Source organism: Leptolyngbya sp. O-77 (genome assembly GCF_001548395.1).
Taxonomy (GTDB): domain Bacteria; phylum Cyanobacteriota; class Cyanobacteriia; order Elainellales; family Elainellaceae; genus Thermoleptolyngbya.
In genome coordinates this window covers 3,849,466-3,867,523 of the sequence record NZ_AP017367.1, presented here as the reverse complement: position 1 = coordinate 3,867,523, position 18,058 = coordinate 3,849,466, and the positions used below count along the sequence as shown (strand labels likewise).

The following is an 18,058-nucleotide window of genomic DNA, read 5'->3' as shown; positions in this document are numbered from 1 at the left end:
ACGCCACACTCGACAGCATCTAGCCGTTTCCTTCAATAGTTCCCCGCCCAGAGTTTAACCTTGAGCGGGGAGCTTTTTTCTGAATGAGCAGATGCACCCTGGTTCCACAGACAACTGCCCACAGACAACTGTGCTGATCTGTCATTCACCTCTAGAACCGTCATGAGTGAAGGTCACAGGTAGGTCATGGGTAAACATCACAGGTCAGCACTGCGTATAGGTCAGCACTGTGTTAAATAGTAATCAGAATTTTATGCAGAAAATTTCAAGAAATCTAAAGCCAGCCAACCCTGACCCCAAGACTGCTTGATATGATCGGGCTTGCATGACTTTGACGCTGCGGAAAGAGATTTTAGATGAACTATTTTTGGTTTAAGGCCTTTCATATTGTGGGGATTGTGGCGTGGTTTGCAGGGCTGTTCTACCTGCCGCGCCTGTTTGTATACCATGCTGAGGCGTATGAGCAGCCTGAACCTGCCCAGAGCATTCTGAAAAATCAGTATCAGATTATGGAGAAGCGGCTTTACAGCATCATTATGACCCCGGCGATGCTGTTGACCGTGGTGATGGCGATCGCCCTTATCACCACAGAACCCGAAGTCCTCAAGGAACCCTGGCTGCACGCTAAACTTGCCCTGGTCGTCTTGCTTATCGGCTATCACCACTACTGCAAGCGGCTGATGAAAAAGCTGGCGGCCGACGAATGCAAAATGACTAGCCAGCAGTTCCGCTGGTTTAACGAAATCCCCACGATTCTATTTATCTTAGTGGTAATGCTGGCAGTGTTTAAGAACAACTTGCCGACGGATATTGCCGCCTATGGCGTGGTGGCAATGCTGATTGCCTTTGCCGCTGCCATCCAACTCTACGCCCGCAAGCGACGGCTCGACCGCGAACGCGCCCTTGGTGCCGAGTTGCCCGATACTGGCGTGGGCAGTTCGACCTAGCAAGAGGACGGTAGATGGGGGCGTTGCCCACAACTGGAACAGGAAACTAGAAAGCTAAGAGGGACTGGAGCTTCCAGTCCTTTTTTTTGCTAAACAGTATTTGCTCAGCAGCACCAGACTGTCGGGGCGATCGCCACTAATTGCCAGCGGTTGAGCAAATTCATCGAGCCAGTCTATCGAGAAAATTCGTTCACTAGGTATTTTGACTCCACCGTAAAGAAGCCAGCAACAAATTCACCTCAGCTTCAGTCAACTCTCGGGGAGCTTCTTAATTCCTTCATTGATCCCCCGACTGCGCTTCCTAAGCTTGAGATATAGGTATTGCTTGGCAGCAGAAATGCTCTCTCAGAACTGCTTTCGGCAACTGGATCAGCATTTCTCAGAAAAGTTCATCATTTCTTACTGAATGCTGCGTGAAATTTGCGACTGGAACTGAGAAGTAATAAGTAGAGAACTGCATCGAACCTGTGAGTCCTATGAACGCCACATCCTCTCTTCATCAAGGTAGTCATCAAGGTAGTCATCAAGGTAGCGATCGCCCCTCCTGGCTCCAGCCCCTCCGCAACTGGCTGGATAATCTGCAAATCCGCGATCGCCAAACTGCCCACTTCATTTCTCGGCTCATTCCCGCCCAGTGCCCCTTCGAGCGCGACATCATCGTGCTAGGTCGCAAAGTCGGGCACATTCCGCCCCTGTGCAAGCTAAACCCGCTATACGAACAGTTTGTCGGGCTGCGATTCCGATCACTCTGCTATCTCGCTGATCAGTGCGGCGAAGACATCAGCGCCTACTGCTAGGTCGAACAGCGTCTAGACGTTACCCCCCCCAATCTCCCAACACTTCACCCCGGAGTTTCACCATGCAACCCACCACCCCCCAAACCAAAGCCGAATTTCCCTTTTTCCTAGAATCTAGCCTGGGCATTCTGGGCTTCCTGCTGCTGATTTGCCTGTTCTAATTCGGTTTTGGTTTCTTAATTCGGTTTCTTATACGAGGCGATTCAAGCAATCCGAACAGCGATTTACATCAACAATTACATCAACAACCTGGATAAACCTTGGTTGAGCAATTGGTTGAGCAATTGGCTAAGCAACTGGCTGAGCAACTAGATGAGCAATTGGCTCTGCTAATCTATTGCCTCTGCGCTCCGCTGCATTTCTTCCCGCATTTCCTCAAAGTGTAGCTGTCGCCGCTGCTCATATTGCTCCATCGCTTCGCCCACGGTGACGTTGATCTCGTCCCCCAGCAGCATGACCAGCGACGTGAGATAGAGCCACAGCAACAGAATAATCACCGCACCCACTGCCCCATAGACGCGGTTATAGTCGGCAAAATTTGCAACGTATAGCCGAAATAGATTGGACAACACAGCCCAGAAAATTGCCGCCAGCAGCGCCCCCGGCAGAATGGGCCGCCGCTTGTCCCAACGGCTGGGGCCAAAGCGATAGACCGCTGCAAATGTCAGGGAAATCAGCAGTAAGACCACAGGCAGTGGCAGCAGTTGCCATAGCGTTAGCAGCCAGGGTCGCAGCGTAGGAGCCTGAATCGACACTTGGCGCACCAGCAGATCTCCGATAAACACAATCGCCAGCGCCAGCATCAGCAGCACCAATCCGCTGACGGTCAGCCCCAAAGAGACGAGCTTGGCTTTCCAAAAGGGACGGAGGCGATCGCGCGGAATTTGATGAATCTGATCCAGGGCGGTCATGGCCGCACTCGCCGCCCCCGATGCCGCCCAAATTGCCACCAAAAAGCTGAGAGAGAATAGAGTGCGATCGCGGGAGGTACTCAGTTCCTCAGTAAAAGACTGGATAATCCGCCACGCCTCCACAGGCACCACTTCGCTGACCTGATCCATCAGACGCAGAAAAGTCGTATTCAACGGCTGGAACAAGCCAATCGCCGTTAAAATCGCCAGAATCGCTGGAAACAAAGCCAGCATGGCGTTGTAGGCCATCTCTGCGGATAAACCTGGCAGGCGATGAGTCGCGGCCCGCTGAGCGACTCGGCGCACCACAGCCGGACGCAGGTGCGTGAAAAACTGGAAAAATCGAGAGGGGGTGGGCATGAAGTTTGTAATGACAGGCGCAATAGCAGGCGCAATAACAGGCACAGAAATTCCGTAAACGCTACGGCTCAAATCATAGCGAGTCTGAGCTCCACAGCCTCACATTTTGCAGCCTATCCTAGCAGACGGCTTTATGGCGACGCTCCACGGACAGAAAAACGGGCCTCCACAAGCCTCCACTTCAGGAAACTCGGAAAGACCCGATTCGTAGAACTACCCATGCCACAGTGCTCTGGTAGCACAGCGGTCAGTCAATCAATGCATGGAAAAAACTCACGGAAGAAATTAGAAAACCGCTAGAACGAGAACTGGAATCGCAGGTTGCCGACATACACGGGCGGGTTGCTGTCGAAGTTATTGGCGTTCCAGATGGCATAAAAGGCCGGAACCAGAGAGATGTTGTCGCTCACAGGATAGCGATAAGACACTTCAAGCTCTGCCTGGGTGCCCCCATCGCCGCCGCCCGACAGCAAAAACTGCTCACCCGCCAAATAGTCATGGGGAATCAGGAACGAAATCACGCCCAGCGCACCCCGCTTAAACAAATCAGGGAAGCCCAGACCGACCTGGAAGGACTGTACCCGCACCTGTCGGCCCTCCTCGCGGGCCACCGGGTTCACATCCACCCGTCCCCAAGAATAGCGGGCAAACAGACCAATCCAGTCGGCAATTTGCCAGTCAAAATTGGCCATCAGCGTGTCTGCGCCAGAGTCATTCAAAAATCCACCAAAGCCATCGTCGATATAGCCGTAGGGCACTGGCTCGCCCACAGCCCCTCCAATGAAGCCGTTGTAGGGCTTTAGGCTAGAGCGGGCATAGAGCAAACGCAGGTTGAAGTTGCGGGAGGGGGAGAAGGCAAGCTGAGCCGTAATAATGTTGCTGCTGTTGAACAGACCATCGCCAGGGTTACTGGACGTATTGAACCCAAAGGCAGGATTTAAGAACTCAGCGTTTTCAGCCAGGTAGCCCACGGTGAGTTGCAGTGGGTCAATAATTTTCCACCGAATGACAATGCCGCTGCCCCGGTCAATAGCGCTCAGCAGGGTGCTGCCCGACGAGTTGAAGGTAGACGCACCTGTCTGGAAGAAGGTGAAGCGATTGCCATCAAAATAGCGATAGTAGTTAAGGCGGGGGCCGATATCCACCTGTACTGCGTCGCCAATCGGGAATGAGTAGAACAGTTCCCGCACGACGACGTTGTTGGGTGTACCAGCGCCTTGGTCGGTAAAAGGAACCCCCCAGCTATTGAAAAAGCCAGACGAGACTAGCTCATTGGCAGGCGAGTTGCCGTTCCCAACCGCAAGCTGCGTGACGAGTGAATCGCGCCCGGTGAAGGAAGTATTCAGGTTCAGGTTGACGTAGTAGCTAAAGGTGAGCTGGGGTTGGTCGCGGAAGACGCGGCTGGGGCGACCGTTGGCATCTCGAATGGGCGGCGCGAAGGCGTTTGGCGCGAAGGGGTTGCGCTCTGTCAGAATGCTGCCGTCGGGAAATGCCTGGGTCAGGTTCATCCAGGCGTTGCCTCGCAGAACGGTGGTGGTCGAGAACTGGTTGGCTTCTAGTTCGGCTACGGCCGCCTCCAGCGCGTCTACCCGACCCCGCAGCACAGCTAGCTCGGCGGCGAACTCTCGCTGGAGGGCTTCGATTCGCGCCAGGGCTTCTGGGTCGAGGGAGTCGAGCCGACCCACGATCGCATCCAAACAAGAGGCCAGACCCGCGGCAAATTCATAACGGGTCATGGCGCGGCCACCCCGAAACGTGCCGTCGGGATAGCCTTCTAAACAATCTAATCCGCCTTCTGCCTCAGCGTTTGCCAGGTAGGCCAGGGCTTCGTAGGCCCAGTCGCTCGGCTGTACATCGGAAAACTGCTGAACCGAGGTGACCTGCGCCATTGCAGGGTTGACATCCACTGGCAGCGTGCCGCTTAGCAGCATGTCTACCGGAATGGCGATCGCCTCGCTGGTGATCTCCGAGGCCGACAGGTCTACGGCACTGGATGCGCCATCCATTTCGGGGGGCAGTGTCGAAGGAGCCTCCAGCGGCTCTACCTCTGGAGCTAGTTCTGGTGAAACTTCCAGCAGCTCGGTCGTTGCAGGGGCAGGGTCTAGATCGGCGACTGGAGACGGCTCAGACAAGGCTGCGTCGGCCAATCTTACATGTCCCAGGTCTGACATGGGCAGGCTGGAATCGACTGCTGAACCTTCAGCTTGGGTATCCAGAGCGGGTTGCGTCTCAGCTTCGGAGGGCGCAACTGGGCTGGCGATCGCCCGGTGATCCATTCCAAATGCCCCCGCCACGACCAACGCCGCTAGCAGAGGTCTAAACACCTCAAATCTCATTTCAAAAGCTCCTCAAGCACCACGATGAACGGTCGAGAACGATCTGATACAGCATTTTCTTGCGGGGTGAGGCACATGCTGCCCTCACGAGGCGAGGGCTTATTGACCATCCGTGTGCCTCACTAGCTTCAAAAACGCTGTAGCTTGCTAGAAATTAAGTATGTCTTAATGCATTTCTGTCGGGTCTTAAAGTATTTCATGCATCCTTGCAATGCATTTTTTCTAAATAGCCACACCCAATAGAAATCGAGACATGAAGACTTAGAGATATAACTTATCAAGCAAGCCAGAAACATTTCATATAGGCTAATCTCAGCCGAATCTCGAATTTGTATTCCGAGTCACATTTGCAAAAGAATATTCCAGTTTGCCAATCCAAATCTGAAAAGTTAAATTGCGTCGTGATTTCAGATCAAGGCATCGACAAAAGTAATTGGCAAAAAGCCCAATCCCAATATAGTTCAAGACACTTGCTGAAAGAGCCTTTCAGAGTTAAAGACGGATTGAAGAATCCTTAGAAAAGACCTCTTCCAAGGCTTTTCAATCAATTCGTAAGCTTCTTAACAAAGAAGGCATGGCGCGTGCTTACTTCACGACAACCATGCCCACTCTAGAAACACTTTTTGCGAGGCTAAATTGCTTCGCCAACTCAAATCAAACTCGAATCAAAATAGTGCATCAAGCCTATGATTCTTCAACGAAGCCCTGCGAAATTTCCTCTGCATCATCCTTGCGAGGCAGCAACCAGCTTAGCAGGATTGCCGTCAAGCCGCCCGTGGAAATGCTGGAACCAAAGAGATTTCTGAAAAGAGGCGGCTTGCCATCAAAAATCTCTGGGGCATATAGCACGCCCAAGCCCAGCGCCAGAGAAACGGCAACAATGATCATCGACCGACGATCCAGATTTGCAGAAGACACGATGTTTAAGCCAGCAACGGCGATCGAGCCAAACATAATCAGCGTTGCACCGCCCAGCACAGGCTGAGGAATGGCCTGGAACACGCCCCCGACGATAGGCAGCAGACCCAGGATAGCGAAGATACCAGCGACAAAGAAGCCCACATAGCGGCTGCCTACACCCGTCATTTGAATCACGCCGTTGTTTTGGCTGAAGGTGGTGTTGGGGAAGGTATTTAGCACAGCGGCGATCGCCGAATTGACCCCATCTCCCAAAACGCCGCCCTTGATCCGGCGAACATAGAGCGGTCCCTTCACGGGTTCGCCAGATACGGCCGAAGTCGCAGTCAAGTCGCCCACGGTTTCAATTGCCGTCAAAACGTACAGCAAAATAAAGGGGAGGAACGTCCCCAAGTCGAAGCGCATCCCATAGCGGAACGGAATGGGCAGGCTGAAGAATGACAGATTGCTCAGGGCGCTGAAATTGACCAGACCTATGAAAGCAGCGATGATGTAGCCCACCAGCAAACCAATGGCGATCGCCCCCATGCGTAGGAACCGATTCCCAGAGACGGTGAGAATCACAACAATCGCCATCACCAGCCCACCCAGCGCCAGATTCTGCCAGCTTCCAAAACTACCATCCGCCGCCCTCTGGGCCGCCGCACCGCCTGCCAGACTGATAATTCCAGTTCGGATCAGCCCCAAACCGATAATCATCACCACCGTACCCGAAACCACTGGCGTAATGATTTTGCTGAGCAGATGCAGAAAGCGGCTCAGAATAATTTCTACCGCAGAGCCAAAAAAGCATACGCCAAAGATCAGCGCCAGCGCTTGCTCCGGGGTGCTTCCGCCCTGAATTGCGCCTGTGCCTGCGCCGATGATAGGGCCTAAGAAGGCAAAGCTCGTTCCCTGCAAGCTGAGCAAGCCAGAGCCGACTGGGCCAATCTTGCGGCACTGGATAAAGGTGCAAAGCCCAGACGCAAAGAGCGACATGCTGACCAAATAGCTCGTATTGACGGGATCTAACCCTAATGCGCCTGCAATAATTAACGGCGGTGTGATGATTCCTACAAACGATGCCAGCACATGCTGAAGCGCCACGAACAGAGACTCACCTACTGGAGGCTTGTCGTTTAGCCCATAGAGTAGTTCTGATTTAATAATCGGTTCGCTCGGTGCGGAGGTTTCCTCCAGCGTTAAATCATGATCTGCTTGTGCCATTCCCCTTCCATATCTCCTGAAATAAAAGCTAGAACAGAAATTTTATAAAACGAGGGTTGCATCAAAGGTTCGCAACCAATCAGAATTTTATTTGTGTCAAAAGATACGAAATTAATCTGTAAATCACCTGAGACAGATCTGAGACAGAGGTAGATAAACGCATCAAGAAACCCGCCTTTGAAAGGCAGTACAGAACCTTAAAAAATGGGGGCAATCAGACCTTTGTTCAACAAAGCTGCGGTCAGGACTGTTCCCCAAGACCTGGATACAGAATCTTGCACTGCTTATCCTGTCACCTCTTAAAAAGCACCATTCGAGCAAAGGTTTGCCAAGGATACTCACCGTGAGGCAGCAGGAAGATTGCATACAAAATACTGTATACAGCCCACGGCTACAACTGTAATCGAGCGATCGCCCGGATGCTGTAGCTTCAGATACGACAGCCTGCCTCGTTCTCATAAAGCCACGGTTGGCCGCTCATGAGGGACTGTTGGGAGATTAAACCTTGCCCGAAGTTGGGTCTCTCGCAATACAGGGTATCTCGCAATACAAAAGATCGCTAAAACCTGCGGCTACGATACTGAGCTTGATGGCGCAAGCTCACAGATGTTTGGGAGGCGTGATGCAGAGTGTTTTGGGCAGTCTAATCCGTCGATTGTGGGGAGGGTATTGGATTCGGAGTGTATTTGCGATCGGACTGGTGCTGTGGTTCGGGCTGGGTGGGGCGATCGCCGCCTATGCTGACAAAGCGCCCCAGGTACTCGTGTTTGACACGGAGCCAGAGGCAGTTAGCGTGATGTCGGTCTACGAAACCACACCTGACACCCAGCTCAATGCCGTTTCTACCGTACTCAAGTCCAGTAAGGCATTCTTCAAGGGTGCAGAAGGTTTTAAGGGGCTATCGGTGTTGCAGAGCGAAGACGGCTCTCGCGTGGTTGCCCTCACTCAGTGGACGGATGCCGCTAGCTATGAAGCATTTATGGCCCAGCCCGTTGAAGACTACACCAAGTATCAGAAGGAGTATCAGAAAGAGTCTTCCAAAGGCGGTCAACCCCCGATGACGGTAACGCCCGCCAAAACAGAAGTATTTGAACTCGCGGATATGCAGATTCCCAGCGGCATGGTGCCTGTGATCCGCGGACAGGGGGCGCTAGTGCAACTGGGCGAGGTCTCGGTAGCAGAAACAGAGGACTTGCCAGAGGTGTTGTCTGAGGTAGAGCAAGCGCTGCCAGCCGTCACCAAAATGTATCCTGCCCCACGCTCAGTCATGCTGCTGAAGTCTGTCGATAATTCGGAAGCCTTGCTAATGGCCTATTGGGGCTATGCGGAGGAGTTTCAAGACCTGGCCCAGGTTCCAGCGGTGGATGTGCTGTCTGGACTGGGTGCGGTTGAAGCGGAAGATGGTGAGGAAGCAGGGGCGATCGCCCTTCCAGTCCCTCTCAAAGTCGATCAACACCTCTATAAAGTAGTGAACGTAATCGCGCCCAAGCCGCCCAAGCAGTACAGCAAGAAGTCTTATTAACCACAGAAAAAACCTGTCTGTTAAACAAGCCCGTCCTGTAAGTCCGTGCTGAAAAATTTTGTGATTAGGATTCGGGCTTGGACGAGAGCGCTGAGGGGGTGACTGTGGAATGGGCGATCGCCGGATTCATAGCCTCAAAAATCCACAAAATTCCCACACACAGCAGCGAGCTTGCCCCAACCACCAGCCAAAACACATGAGCCACCGAAGCTGATTGATCCATTGCCCAGCCGCCTATCACTGGCCCAATAAAATAGCCAATCGTCCAGCACTGAGAGCTAACGGCCATATAGGCCCCACGCAGCGTATCGGGAGCCAGATCAGACACAATCGCCGAAAAGAAAGGCTTATAAGCCACCGAACCAATTGACAATAGACACAGCGCCACCACACCCCAGATAAACTGACCCTCCTCAAAGGAACCCGTTGCCCACAGCAGCGAAAACCCTGCCCCCCAGAGCAACATCGCCGCCATTAGCACTCGCACTCTGGGATAGGGCGTAAGTAATTGCGCCAGCGGCAGTTGCAACACCGCCCCCACGCCAATATAGCACCAGGTAAACAGGCTGGCCGTACTCGACACCGACACCCCTGGTGTGGGGTCAGCCCCTGCCACAAAGTTCGTAAAGTACAGCGGAATAGTGCTGGTGACCAGCGCCACATAGGTTGTAAAAAACACATTCGCCGCCATAAACACCAACAGCAGCTTATCTTTCAACGCAACCAGAATGCCTTGCTCTGCCGCGCCCGGTTTTGCCTGGGGCTGCTGCCCTGGCTGCATGGTGAACTGCATCAGCAGCAGATAAGCCAGGAAAATCGCCGCGCAGCCTAGAAAAATGGTCTGCGGCACGTCCTGAATCACGCCCAGCAAAAGGCTGCCGCCAAACACCCCAGCCCCCACACCGACATATTCCGAAACGCCCATCAGCGCAAAGGCATGATGGCGCTCTTCTGGCGGCGCAGCATCCATAACCGCTGCATTAGAAGCCGTCCAATAAAACCCCAAACTAATGCCCAGCACCAAGCTCGCCACAATTAGCAGCGGCAAAGTCGTGGCCACACTCAGCATCAGCGACACCCCAATCCCCAGCGCCGCCGCCAAAACCAGTACTCGCTTGCGTCCCCAGCCAGACAAATCTGCTAGCGTGCCGCCGATGAAGTGACCGCTGACCTCGCTGACGGCACTCAGCCCCACCGCAAAACCCACAGAAGCCGCCGACAGACCAATATGGTTTACAAACAGGATCGGGATATAAAAGCTGATCAGTCCGTAGGCAATCTGGCAGAGTAGCCGACCAATTGCCTGAATCCAGACAAGTCGGTTGGCAGATTGGACAGAGGCAAACAGAAGGTTCATAGGCGGCTTCAGGGGCACGAGATTTCTTTAAGGGTAAAGGACTGGTGACTGTGTGGCTACTCCCTGGGTTCGAGCTGTCAAAACCCGCTGACACAGCTTGTGGGCAAACATCACGGTCTGTAATATCAATTCTTTTAAGGGGTGCTACGACTGAAATTGCTGGAAGCTCCGCAGACGCTTGACTAGCAATCCAAAATCGCAAATCCAAAATCAAGAATCAATGTGAGCTAATGTTCTCAAACAAACGTAAAATGCCCGGAGCCAGGCCCCAGGCATTTGTCTTGAAGGTGTTTAAGCTGGAAGGTATTCGAGCGTTGTCAGAAGCGGTCAAACTGCTTTGGCAGTTCCCATTTCCTACACGACTTCCCGCTCGCGCACGTACTCTTCCGTTGTGACAGAAGGCTCAAACACGCTGTAGTAGAGCCACCCAGCCAGAACAGCACCACCGATGGGAGCCAGCCAGAACAGCCACAGTTGAGAAACGTGGGACAAACCTGCAAACAGGGCAACGCCTGTGCTACGAGCAGGGTTAACCGAGGTATTCGTCACGGGGATGCTGATCAGGTGAATCAGCGTCAGCGCTAGACCGATGGCAGCGGGGGCAAAGCCTTTGGGGGCGCGGCGATCGGTGGAGCCCAGAATCACCAGCAAGAACACAAAGGTCAGCACGACTTCGATCAGCAGGGCCGACCAGAAGCCATAGCCACCGGGAGAATGCACACCCCAGCCATTCGTTGCCAGCGGGTTGGAACCGGATAGCGCAAAGCCGGGACGATCTTGGGCGATTAGGTAAATCACACCGCCAGCCAGAATTGCACCCAGCACTTGAGAAATGATGTAGGGCAGCAGGTCTGCACCAGAGAAGCGCTTGCCCGCCCACAGACCAAAGGACACGGCGGGGTTGAAGTGTGCGCCAGAAATGTGGCCGAAGCCATAGGCCAGGGTGAACACCGTTAGACCGAAGGCCAGGGCAACACCCAGAAAGCCCAAGCCGAGCGGATTGCCGCCGTCACCATAGGGAAAGTTTGCTGCCAGCACGGCGCTGCCGCAGCCGCCCAGCACCAGCCAGAAAGTGCCGATAAACTCGGCGATTAGCCGCTTTGTAAGGGGAACAGGAAGGGACATATTTACACAAGCTCCTCAAAAGAATGTGGCTAGAGACTAGACACTTAATCTGTGAATTTAAACGGAATCGCGCAAAGTCAAGATTGCGCTCAATGTCAACCCCGATAAGACGGAAAACAGATTGCCTTAGAGCAACAATATTCCATTTGGTAGCAGGATATACGTAACCGCATGGAAAGACAAGTTGTTGCGCGACACAAACGTCGCAATTTCGTCAGGAAATATTGATAGCTTAAGGAACTCATTGGAAAGCTTAATCCTGGCTGGCGACATGGATTGGAAGCCAAACCAAAAAGGCAGTGCCGGGTGAGGTGCTGGGTTCGATTAATCCACTCTCGTCGGCTGGGCTAAAGACTTGGATTTCGCCCTGCATCTGGGAAATGAGGTCGCGGGCGATCGCCAATCCTAGCCCCGTTCCAGGAATCTCGCCCTGGGACTGTACGCCGCGAAAGTGTCGTTCAAACAGATGCTCAAAGTCGGCTTTGGGAATGCCGGGGCCGGTGTCGAGAATGGCGATCGCCTGCTGGGTCTGTCCATCCAACTCGCGCTCGATGCCGCCGATCAACCGCACTGTGCCACCCGACGGAGTATATTTCAGCGCATTGTCTAGCAGGTTATTCAGGACTTCTTGCAGGGCGCGGCGATCGCCCCGCACAGAGGGCAGGTCAGGCGGCAGTTCGGTTTGCAACGTTAGGCCCCGTTCCTGGGCGATCGCACTGGCAGAACTGACCAGTGGCTCGACCACAGCCGCCAAATCCAGTGCTTCGATCTGCATTTGTCCAGTAACAGAGCGAGGTTCTAATGAGGTCGGGACTGCCTGAGATGGCAATGCCAAGGGCGGCGATCCGCCAGAACGAACCTCTGCATCACGGGGTGGCGATGCAGGACTGGCTTCGGGCAGGGAAGCAGGGTCGAGATCGATGACGGTATCAAACTGGCGCAACAGATCTTGCAGGCGATCGCTCTCTCGCACGATGCCCTCTGCCACGGTGCGGTTTTCGTCTTCTGGCTGGACGCGACGCAGCAGCAGTTTGCCAAAGGTGCGAACCGCCGTCAGCGGATTGCGAAACTGATGCAGCAGGTCATCCATCTGGTCGCGCTGCTGGCTTTGCAACACCTGGCGCTGATGTAGCTCAAACTCAGCCCACTGCGATCGCTGATCCAGCAAACGGGCGATCGCCAGCGTTTGGGCAATATGCTCGACTTGGCTCTGCTCCTGTTCTCCCCAGAGGCAATCCGAACAAGCAGTCACCAGTAGCCCCATCATCATGCCCTCGTAAACGAGTGGCAGGACAATTTTTTGAGAATATAGCCCTGGCTCGGCAAAGGCCCCAGCAGAACCTTGAAAGGCAGTCTCTGGCTCAACTGATGTACGCTCCGACGGCGGCGAGCTTGATTTCGCAGCCTTAGAAGCAGAGTCGGGCGATCGCCCTGCATCTGTCAATAACCGCTGGGGTGGCAAAGGGGGGGTAGACGGCCCGCCAGACAACAGCCGCAGAATTTGTTCCTGACTCCAATCCACTGCTTCTTCAGGATAAGCCGCAACAGGCGTTAGATCGGCCTCACCACCCGCCGTTGGATCATCAGTTAAATACACCACGCTCAAGGCCGCACCAAGCCCCTGCGTCAGCACCGCAATCTGCGACTGACACAGCAAAACAAACTCAGGGCTGGCTGGCATCAACATGTTGCAAGCTTATTACAGCGTTAAAGCTAACGAGGTGTGAAGTTGGGATACACCCTTGAGGTAATTGAGGTAATTGAGATACAAAACGAGATACACAAGATGCACAAGTCGCTCACCACACCTCTGCCTCTCTAAGGTGGCGCGTACCTCACCACATCAGGAAATGGGGTGGGCAGTTTCAGCAATTTCAACGAGATTGCCGCTGCTGATCCCCATTAGCCACTTAGATTAAGCCACTTGTTACAGGACTTACGCACCCGCGATGAATTTTCTGGATTCTGGACAATTTTTCACAAGCGCAGCCTGTGAAAAATTGTTCAACTGCACAAGTCCCCAACTGCACAAGTCCTATCACAAGTCCTATCATTATAGAAGCGATAAGAGCATCAGACGGATTAAACCCGAGGCGGGTCACGCTTTAGAACATTCTGTCAATTTCCTGACATTTAAAGCATTCAGAGCATTCGGATTCTCAATAGTCAGGTCGATTCAAATCGATAAAGCTCAATAGGGCATCCACTCAACGCCAGCGCCAACCGCCCATCCCCTCAGATTGGGAGAAAGAGTCAAGCCCAAGCCAGATTTCAGCAGGGCTGAATTGCCCAGGGCAGGGAGTGAAGTATAACGAAATATTAAGCATCTCCGCAGATAAATTAAGCGATTCTGCGAAACATCGAGGCTTTGAGACCGACATCTCTAAGATTTTATGTCGTTAGGTTAAAAGAAGTTGAAATTTTGAGGCCGGGACACTATACTGGCGACGGTTTAGTTTTTTGTAACTACAGTTACATCTATTCCTAGAGAGAGGAGGTCAGGAGGTTGGCAAGGAGACGCAAGCGTAAGAGTCGTCGCCGCCTGGAGGGGCGTAGAATCCTGGAGTTGGTGCCTCAGTATAGTATTGAAAGTGGCGAAGATAAACCCGTCACGGCTGCTAGAAAGTTCATCCAAGCTGAAGGCATTGCGCCGCCAGCACTGCTGCTCGTCAAGCGAAACGAACACACCACCGATCGCTATTTCTGGGCAGAAAAGGGGCTTTTTGGAGCGCAGTACGTCGAGGAAAACCATTTCCTGTTCCCCAGTTTGCGGCTGTCGGAAGATGAGTCCGATGAGCTTTCCCTCGCTTCAAGTCGGTAGTCTCGCTTCGGTCAGGGGCTAGCTTATATTGCGCTGTTACAGTCAGTTTGAAAGGTTCATCCGAATCTTCAATGCTCTTTTTCAATGTTCTTTTGATGTTCTGATGTCGGTGCTGTTCAGGCAGCAAAAGTAGCGAATCGCTGAGTAGATAGCTAGACGCTGCTAATCCGAATGAAAGAGCAGTCAGGGCATTCAGGAGCAGGAGTGGCAAAGCTGCAAGCGCAATAGTAAGCGTATAAGCTGAGACAACATTAGAGCAAGACATTAGAGCAAGTTAGAGCAAGCGGTTTCCAAGTTTCATTAGAAATTGCTAGCTTTTCATCTAGTGGAATGCGGAGCTATTGAATAGCTCCGCTTTTTCTTTGACACCTGGGGTTTTAGGTTGGAGAGGCTGGTTTTGGGCAATCGCCCAAGGTTTTGGCAAGAGTTAGCCGCGTTCGCGTGCCAGTGAACCGGATCTGGAGGTTTTATTCGCATTCGCGTTTTAAGTTGACATTAGGGATAACACCGTTACCAGGCGGTGGATGTAGTTTATGTAACTGATAGGCACTTTTAGCCGAAATCCAACGAAAAAAGATGCAAAACTTTACGTGTTTGCGTCTCGCGCGTAGGCAAGCTGCCCAGCGATATAGGTCGCGGCGATCGCCCGCTCATCTCCTAAAATCATCGTGGCAAAGACTGCATCTGCCATTTCCTGAAAATCGGCGGGCACAGCGACCGGGTTTCGCATCGCCAAGATCGGTGTCGATCGCAAATCCAGCGCCACCAAATCGGCTTCTTTGCCGACCTGGAAATTGCCAATTTTATCCTCTAGCAAGAGCGATCGCGCTCCCCCCAGCGTCATCATGTAAAACGTCTGGAACGCAGACAGGCGATCGCCCCGCAGTTGGGTTACTTTATAGGCTTCGCTGGCCGTCCGCAGCATCGACAGGCTAGTGCCACCGCCGACATCGGTGGCCAGCCCAACGCGCACGGGCATTTCTGGCGACTTCGCCTTTTTCAGGTTGAACAGGCCGCTGCCCAAAAACAGGTTTGACGTGGGGCAAAAGGCGATCGTCGCACCCGACCGCGACAGCCGCTCAAATTCGGAATCGCTGAGCTGGATGCCGTGGGCAAAAATCGAGCGATCGCGCACCAACCCAAAGGATTCATACACATTCAGGTAATCGGTACACTCTGGAAATAGCTCCAGAGTAAACGCCACTTCTTTGAGATTTTCTGACAGGTGCGTGTGTAGATAGACATCGGGAAACTCTTCCAGCAGCTTGCCCGCGGCCCGCAGTTGCTCTGGCGTAGAGGTGATAGCGAAGCGCGGCGTGATGGCATAGAGGAGGCGATCGCACTTGTGCCACCGCTCAATTAGCGCCCGACTATCTGTGTAAGCACTCTCGGCCGTGTCCGTCAGATAGTCCGGTGCGTGGCGATCCATCATCACCTTGCCCGCCACCATCCGCATATTTCGCCGCTGCGCCTCTTCAAAAAAGGCATCTACCGACTCCGGAAACACCGCTGCCAGAACGACTGCGGTCGTCGTGCCATTTTTTATCAGTTCCTCTAAGAAAAAGGCCGCAACCTGATGGGCATGGTGTTTGTCTTTGAACTTTGCCTCCGTTGGAAAAGTGTATTTGTTCAGCCACTCCAGCAGTTGTTCGCCGTAGGCCCCAATCATCTCCGTCTGGGTGTAATGCACATGCGTATCGATGAATCCGGGTACTAAGAGGCGATCGCGCTGATGGGTCACGGGCACATTCGGATATTCCGCCCGCACCGCTGCATATTCGCCCAGCGCCCGGATGCAGCCGTTTTCCAGCACCATCAGCCCGTCATGAATATAGCGGACGCTTTCCGATTCAGGCACGTAATAGGGATCATCTAGAAAATCGAGAAACGCACCTCGGATGGCATGAAGCGTCGAGTCGGTAGAGGGGTTGGCGTAGGCGAGGGTCATAGGATAGAAAGATTCAGAGGTCAGGAGTCGCAGGGCAAAGGCCCCGAAGGGAGCAAGCTCAAAGACTTCCGGGGCACGAGTCCTAAAGCCAAATCCCCACTACAAAAGCCTATGCCCAGATTAAGGGGTTTTGTCCAGGCTGCTGTAGCGTCGCTATCAGTCAAGTGCTGAAAACGGGTGCTGAGAAATTTTGCCCTTCAAAAACCAGGTAGCGATACGGATCGCTCTCGCAAGAATGACTGCAACTCTTCGCGGGTGGGCAAAGACGGCTGTGCGCCGGGCCGGGTGACGGATATAGCGGCGGCGGCGGCGGCCTGCGTAGTTGCCTGGCGCAGACTCAGCCCGGCGGCCAGTCCGGCAGCCAGCCCCCCATTAAAGCAGTCACCTGCGGCTACGGTGTCTACGGCCTGCACCGGAAAGCTAGGAATTTCAAAGGTTTCGTCCGCCGTCATGCAGACCGCTCCGGCTTTGCCCAGCTTGCTAATAACCGTGCCCACCCCCCGCTCGTGCAGCACAGCCGCCGCTTTTTGAGCCGACTCTAGGTCGGTCACTGGGAACCCCACAAGCTGCCCCGTTTCCACCTGGTTGGGCGTGATGATGTCAATTAGGGGAAATAGCTCGTCGGGCAGATCCGTGCGAGCGGGCGCAGGGTCAAATAGCACCGTCACCCCGGCAGCTTTGGCGGCTTTGGCGGCGGCGACCACCATCGGCAGGGGAATTTCCAATTGCAGCAGCAGCACCTTCGCCTGGGGCAAAATTTCTGCAAGCCGCGCCACGTCGGATTCATCCACCCGACCGTTTGCACCAGGCACTAGAATAATCGTGTTTTCGCTGGCATCATCCACTGCAATCATGGCGATGCCAGAGTGGGTGCTGGGGTCGATCAAAACGCGATCGCACGCTACGCCGCTTTCCTGCAACCCCCGCAGCAAGTCCTGCCCAAAACTGTCGCCGCCCACGCGCCCCACCATCGCCGTCGGCACGCCCAGCCGCGCCACTGCCACCGCCTGATTTGCGCCCTTGCCCCCCGGCACGGTTTCAAACATATGTCCCGTCAGCGTTTCACCCGCCTTGGGCAGACGCGGCGTGCGGGCGACGAGATCCATGTTGAGGCTGCCGAAGACGATGACGGACATAGGGAGTTAAGAGGGAAGAGGGAAGAGGGAAGAACGAAGAAAGAGGGAAGAACGAAAAGGGAAGAAGGAAGAGGGAAAGGGTTTCGTTTTTGGGTTTTCCCTTTCTGTGTTGACATCATCTTGACCCTTGATCACGGACTCGCCAGGCGCATCAGCGCACTCTTCACCGCTGGCGGCAGCACGCGCATGATCTTGCCCTTTTCGCGATCGACCGCGACAAGCGTAACCTGGGCTGTGGCGTAGAGGATTTCGCCATCGGGAGACTGGATGCGATAGTCGCAGTTGAGGCGCACGCCGTCCATCTGCAACCGAGTGCGGACGATCGCCCCTTCGCCCATCTGAATCGCCCGGTGATAACGCAGCGAAAGTTCGACGACGGGAAGCTCACAGCCGATCGCCACGAGGTCTTCATAGTTCACGCCGATGGAGCGCAGGTACTCGACGCGGGCTTCTTCGAGCCAGGCGATGTAGGTGCCGTGCCAGGCTACGCCTGCATAGTCGGTGTGGTGGGGCTGGACGCGCACCGGATAGTCAAACCAGGTGTCGCTGGCAGCGACGGCGGGCTGGATGGCGTGGGTGGGGAGTTCGGTCATGGATGGGCTGCAAACAGATCAAAAGTCCTCCGAAAGCGGCCGAGCGCTGGGCGCGGCCTCCTCTATGCTATCAGCGCGATT

13 protein-coding genes are annotated in these 18,058 nt (G+C 54.0%); 4 read left to right on the top strand and 9 right to left on the bottom strand.

All coding sequences use genetic code 11. The features are described from left to right. Nucleotides 1-356 precede the first annotated feature (356 nt). Both hemJ and O77CONTIG1_RS16360 read left to right on the top strand, forming a co-directional pair. On the top strand, nucleotides 357-947 hold the full coding sequence (hemJ, locus tag O77CONTIG1_RS16365) for a protoporphyrinogen oxidase HemJ (RefSeq protein ID WP_068512631.1): 591 nt from the start codon (nucleotides 357-359) through the stop codon (nucleotides 945-947). Between the two features lie 476 nt (nucleotides 948-1,423). Continuing rightward, complete coding sequence (locus tag O77CONTIG1_RS16360; protein ID WP_068512630.1) at nucleotides 1,424-1,744, top strand: Mo-dependent nitrogenase C-terminal domain-containing protein; 321 nt, start codon at nucleotides 1,424-1,426, stop codon at nucleotides 1,742-1,744. Nucleotides 1,745-2,073: 329 nt separating this feature from the next. On the opposite strand, the gene O77CONTIG1_RS16355 is transcribed toward O77CONTIG1_RS16360, so the two are convergent. The 3 genes from O77CONTIG1_RS16355 to O77CONTIG1_RS16345 all read right to left on the bottom strand — a co-directional run bounded on the left by O77CONTIG1_RS16355 (nucleotide 2,074) and on the right by O77CONTIG1_RS16345 (nucleotide 7,475). Continuing rightward, nucleotides 2,074-3,015, bottom strand: a complete 942-nt coding sequence (locus O77CONTIG1_RS16355) for a YihY/virulence factor BrkB family protein (protein WP_068516702.1) — start codon at nucleotides 3,013-3,015, stop codon at nucleotides 2,074-2,076. A 296-nt stretch (nucleotides 3,016-3,311) separates the two neighbouring features. Beyond that, nucleotides 3,312-5,351: an iron uptake porin gene (locus O77CONTIG1_RS16350; RefSeq protein WP_068512627.1), complete on the bottom strand. Its 2,040-nt coding sequence runs from the start codon at nucleotides 5,349-5,351 to the stop codon at nucleotides 3,312-3,314. Nucleotides 5,352-6,035: 684 nt separating this feature from the next. Further along, the gene (locus O77CONTIG1_RS16345; protein ID WP_068512623.1) at nucleotides 6,036-7,475 is read right to left on the bottom strand and encodes a uracil-xanthine permease family protein; all 1,440 of its coding nucleotides are present in this window, start codon (nucleotides 7,473-7,475) and stop codon (nucleotides 6,036-6,038) included. Nucleotides 7,476-8,097: 622 nt separating this feature from the next. Between O77CONTIG1_RS16345 and O77CONTIG1_RS16340 the strand changes: the two genes are divergently transcribed. Continuing rightward, nucleotides 8,098-8,997 (top strand): antibiotic biosynthesis monooxygenase, encoded by a 900-nt coding sequence (locus O77CONTIG1_RS16340; protein WP_068512621.1) that lies wholly within the window; start codon nucleotides 8,098-8,100, stop codon nucleotides 8,995-8,997. Nucleotides 8,998-9,061: 64 nt separating this feature from the next. On the opposite strand, the gene O77CONTIG1_RS16335 is transcribed toward O77CONTIG1_RS16340, so the two are convergent. The 3 genes from O77CONTIG1_RS16335 to O77CONTIG1_RS16325 all read right to left on the bottom strand — a co-directional run bounded on the left by O77CONTIG1_RS16335 (nucleotide 9,062) and on the right by O77CONTIG1_RS16325 (nucleotide 13,160). After that, nucleotides 9,062-10,354, bottom strand: a complete 1,293-nt coding sequence (locus O77CONTIG1_RS16335) for an MFS transporter (RefSeq protein WP_068512618.1) — start codon at nucleotides 10,352-10,354, stop codon at nucleotides 9,062-9,064. Nucleotides 10,355-10,708: 354 nt separating this feature from the next. Continuing rightward, nucleotides 10,709-11,479, bottom strand: coding sequence for an aquaporin Z (gene aqpZ / locus O77CONTIG1_RS16330; protein WP_068512616.1), 771 nt, complete (start codon nucleotides 11,477-11,479; stop codon nucleotides 10,709-10,711). Nucleotides 11,480-11,732: 253 nt separating this feature from the next. Next, entirely contained in the window at nucleotides 11,733-13,160 is a 1,428-nt protein-coding gene (locus O77CONTIG1_RS16325; protein ID WP_197673213.1) for a sensor histidine kinase, read from the bottom strand. Between the two features lie 825 nt (nucleotides 13,161-13,985). Between O77CONTIG1_RS16325 and O77CONTIG1_RS16320 the strand changes: the two genes are divergently transcribed. Further along, on the top strand, nucleotides 13,986-14,300 hold the full coding sequence (locus O77CONTIG1_RS16320; protein WP_068512609.1) for a DUF3155 domain-containing protein: 315 nt from the start codon (nucleotides 13,986-13,988) through the stop codon (nucleotides 14,298-14,300). A 586-nt stretch (nucleotides 14,301-14,886) separates the two neighbouring features. On the opposite strand, the gene guaD is transcribed toward O77CONTIG1_RS16320, so the two are convergent. The 3 genes from guaD to O77CONTIG1_RS16305 form a co-directional block, all read right to left on the bottom strand. Further along, nucleotides 14,887-16,248, bottom strand: a complete 1,362-nt coding sequence (guaD, locus tag O77CONTIG1_RS16315) for a guanine deaminase (RefSeq protein WP_068512606.1) — start codon at nucleotides 16,246-16,248, stop codon at nucleotides 14,887-14,889. A 197-nt stretch (nucleotides 16,249-16,445) separates the two neighbouring features. Beyond that, a complete protein-coding gene (gene rbsK, locus O77CONTIG1_RS16310) occupies nucleotides 16,446-17,384 on the bottom strand; it encodes a ribokinase (RefSeq protein ID WP_068512603.1) in 939 nt (312 codons plus the stop codon). 131 nt (nucleotides 17,385-17,515) lie between these two features. Beyond that, the gene (locus tag O77CONTIG1_RS16305; RefSeq protein WP_068512600.1) at nucleotides 17,516-17,977 is read right to left on the bottom strand and encodes an acyl-CoA thioesterase; all 462 of its coding nucleotides are present in this window, start codon (nucleotides 17,975-17,977) and stop codon (nucleotides 17,516-17,518) included. Between the last annotated feature and the right edge of the window lie 81 nt (nucleotides 17,978-18,058).

Bases quoted from the DNA above. Each gene is read 5' to 3' on its own strand.
- hemJ (WP_068512631.1), top strand. From the start codon at position 357: ATGAACTATTTTTGGTTTAAGGCCTTTCATATTGTGGGGATTGTGGCG.
- O77CONTIG1_RS16360 (WP_068512630.1), top strand. From the start codon at position 1,424: ATGAACGCCACATCCTCTCTTCATCAAGGTAGTCATCAAGGTAGTCAT.
- O77CONTIG1_RS16355 (WP_068516702.1), bottom strand. From the start codon at position 3,015: ATGCCCACCCCCTCTCGATTTTTCCAGTTTTTCACGCACCTGCGTCCG.
- O77CONTIG1_RS16350 (WP_068512627.1), bottom strand. From the start codon at position 5,351: ATGAGATTTGAGGTGTTTAGACCTCTGCTAGCGGCGTTGGTCGTGGCG.
- O77CONTIG1_RS16345 (WP_068512623.1), bottom strand. From the start codon at position 7,475: ATGGCACAAGCAGATCATGATTTAACGCTGGAGGAAACCTCCGCACCG.
- O77CONTIG1_RS16340 (WP_068512621.1), top strand. From the start codon at position 8,098: ATGCAGAGTGTTTTGGGCAGTCTAATCCGTCGATTGTGGGGAGGGTAT.
- O77CONTIG1_RS16335 (WP_068512618.1), bottom strand. From the start codon at position 10,354: ATGAACCTTCTGTTTGCCTCTGTCCAATCTGCCAACCGACTTGTCTGG.
- aqpZ (WP_068512616.1), bottom strand. From the start codon at position 11,479: ATGTCCCTTCCTGTTCCCCTTACAAAGCGGCTAATCGCCGAGTTTATC.
- O77CONTIG1_RS16325 (WP_197673213.1), bottom strand. From the start codon at position 13,160: ATGCCAGCCAGCCCTGAGTTTGTTTTGCTGTGTCAGTCGCAGATTGCG.
- guaD (WP_068512606.1), bottom strand. From the start codon at position 16,248: ATGACCCTCGCCTACGCCAACCCCTCTACCGACTCGACGCTTCATGCC.
- rbsK (WP_068512603.1), bottom strand. From the start codon at position 17,384: ATGTCCGTCATCGTCTTCGGCAGCCTCAACATGGATCTCGTCGCCCGC.
- O77CONTIG1_RS16305 (WP_068512600.1), bottom strand. From the start codon at position 17,977: ATGACCGAACTCCCCACCCACGCCATCCAGCCCGCCGTCGCTGCCAGC.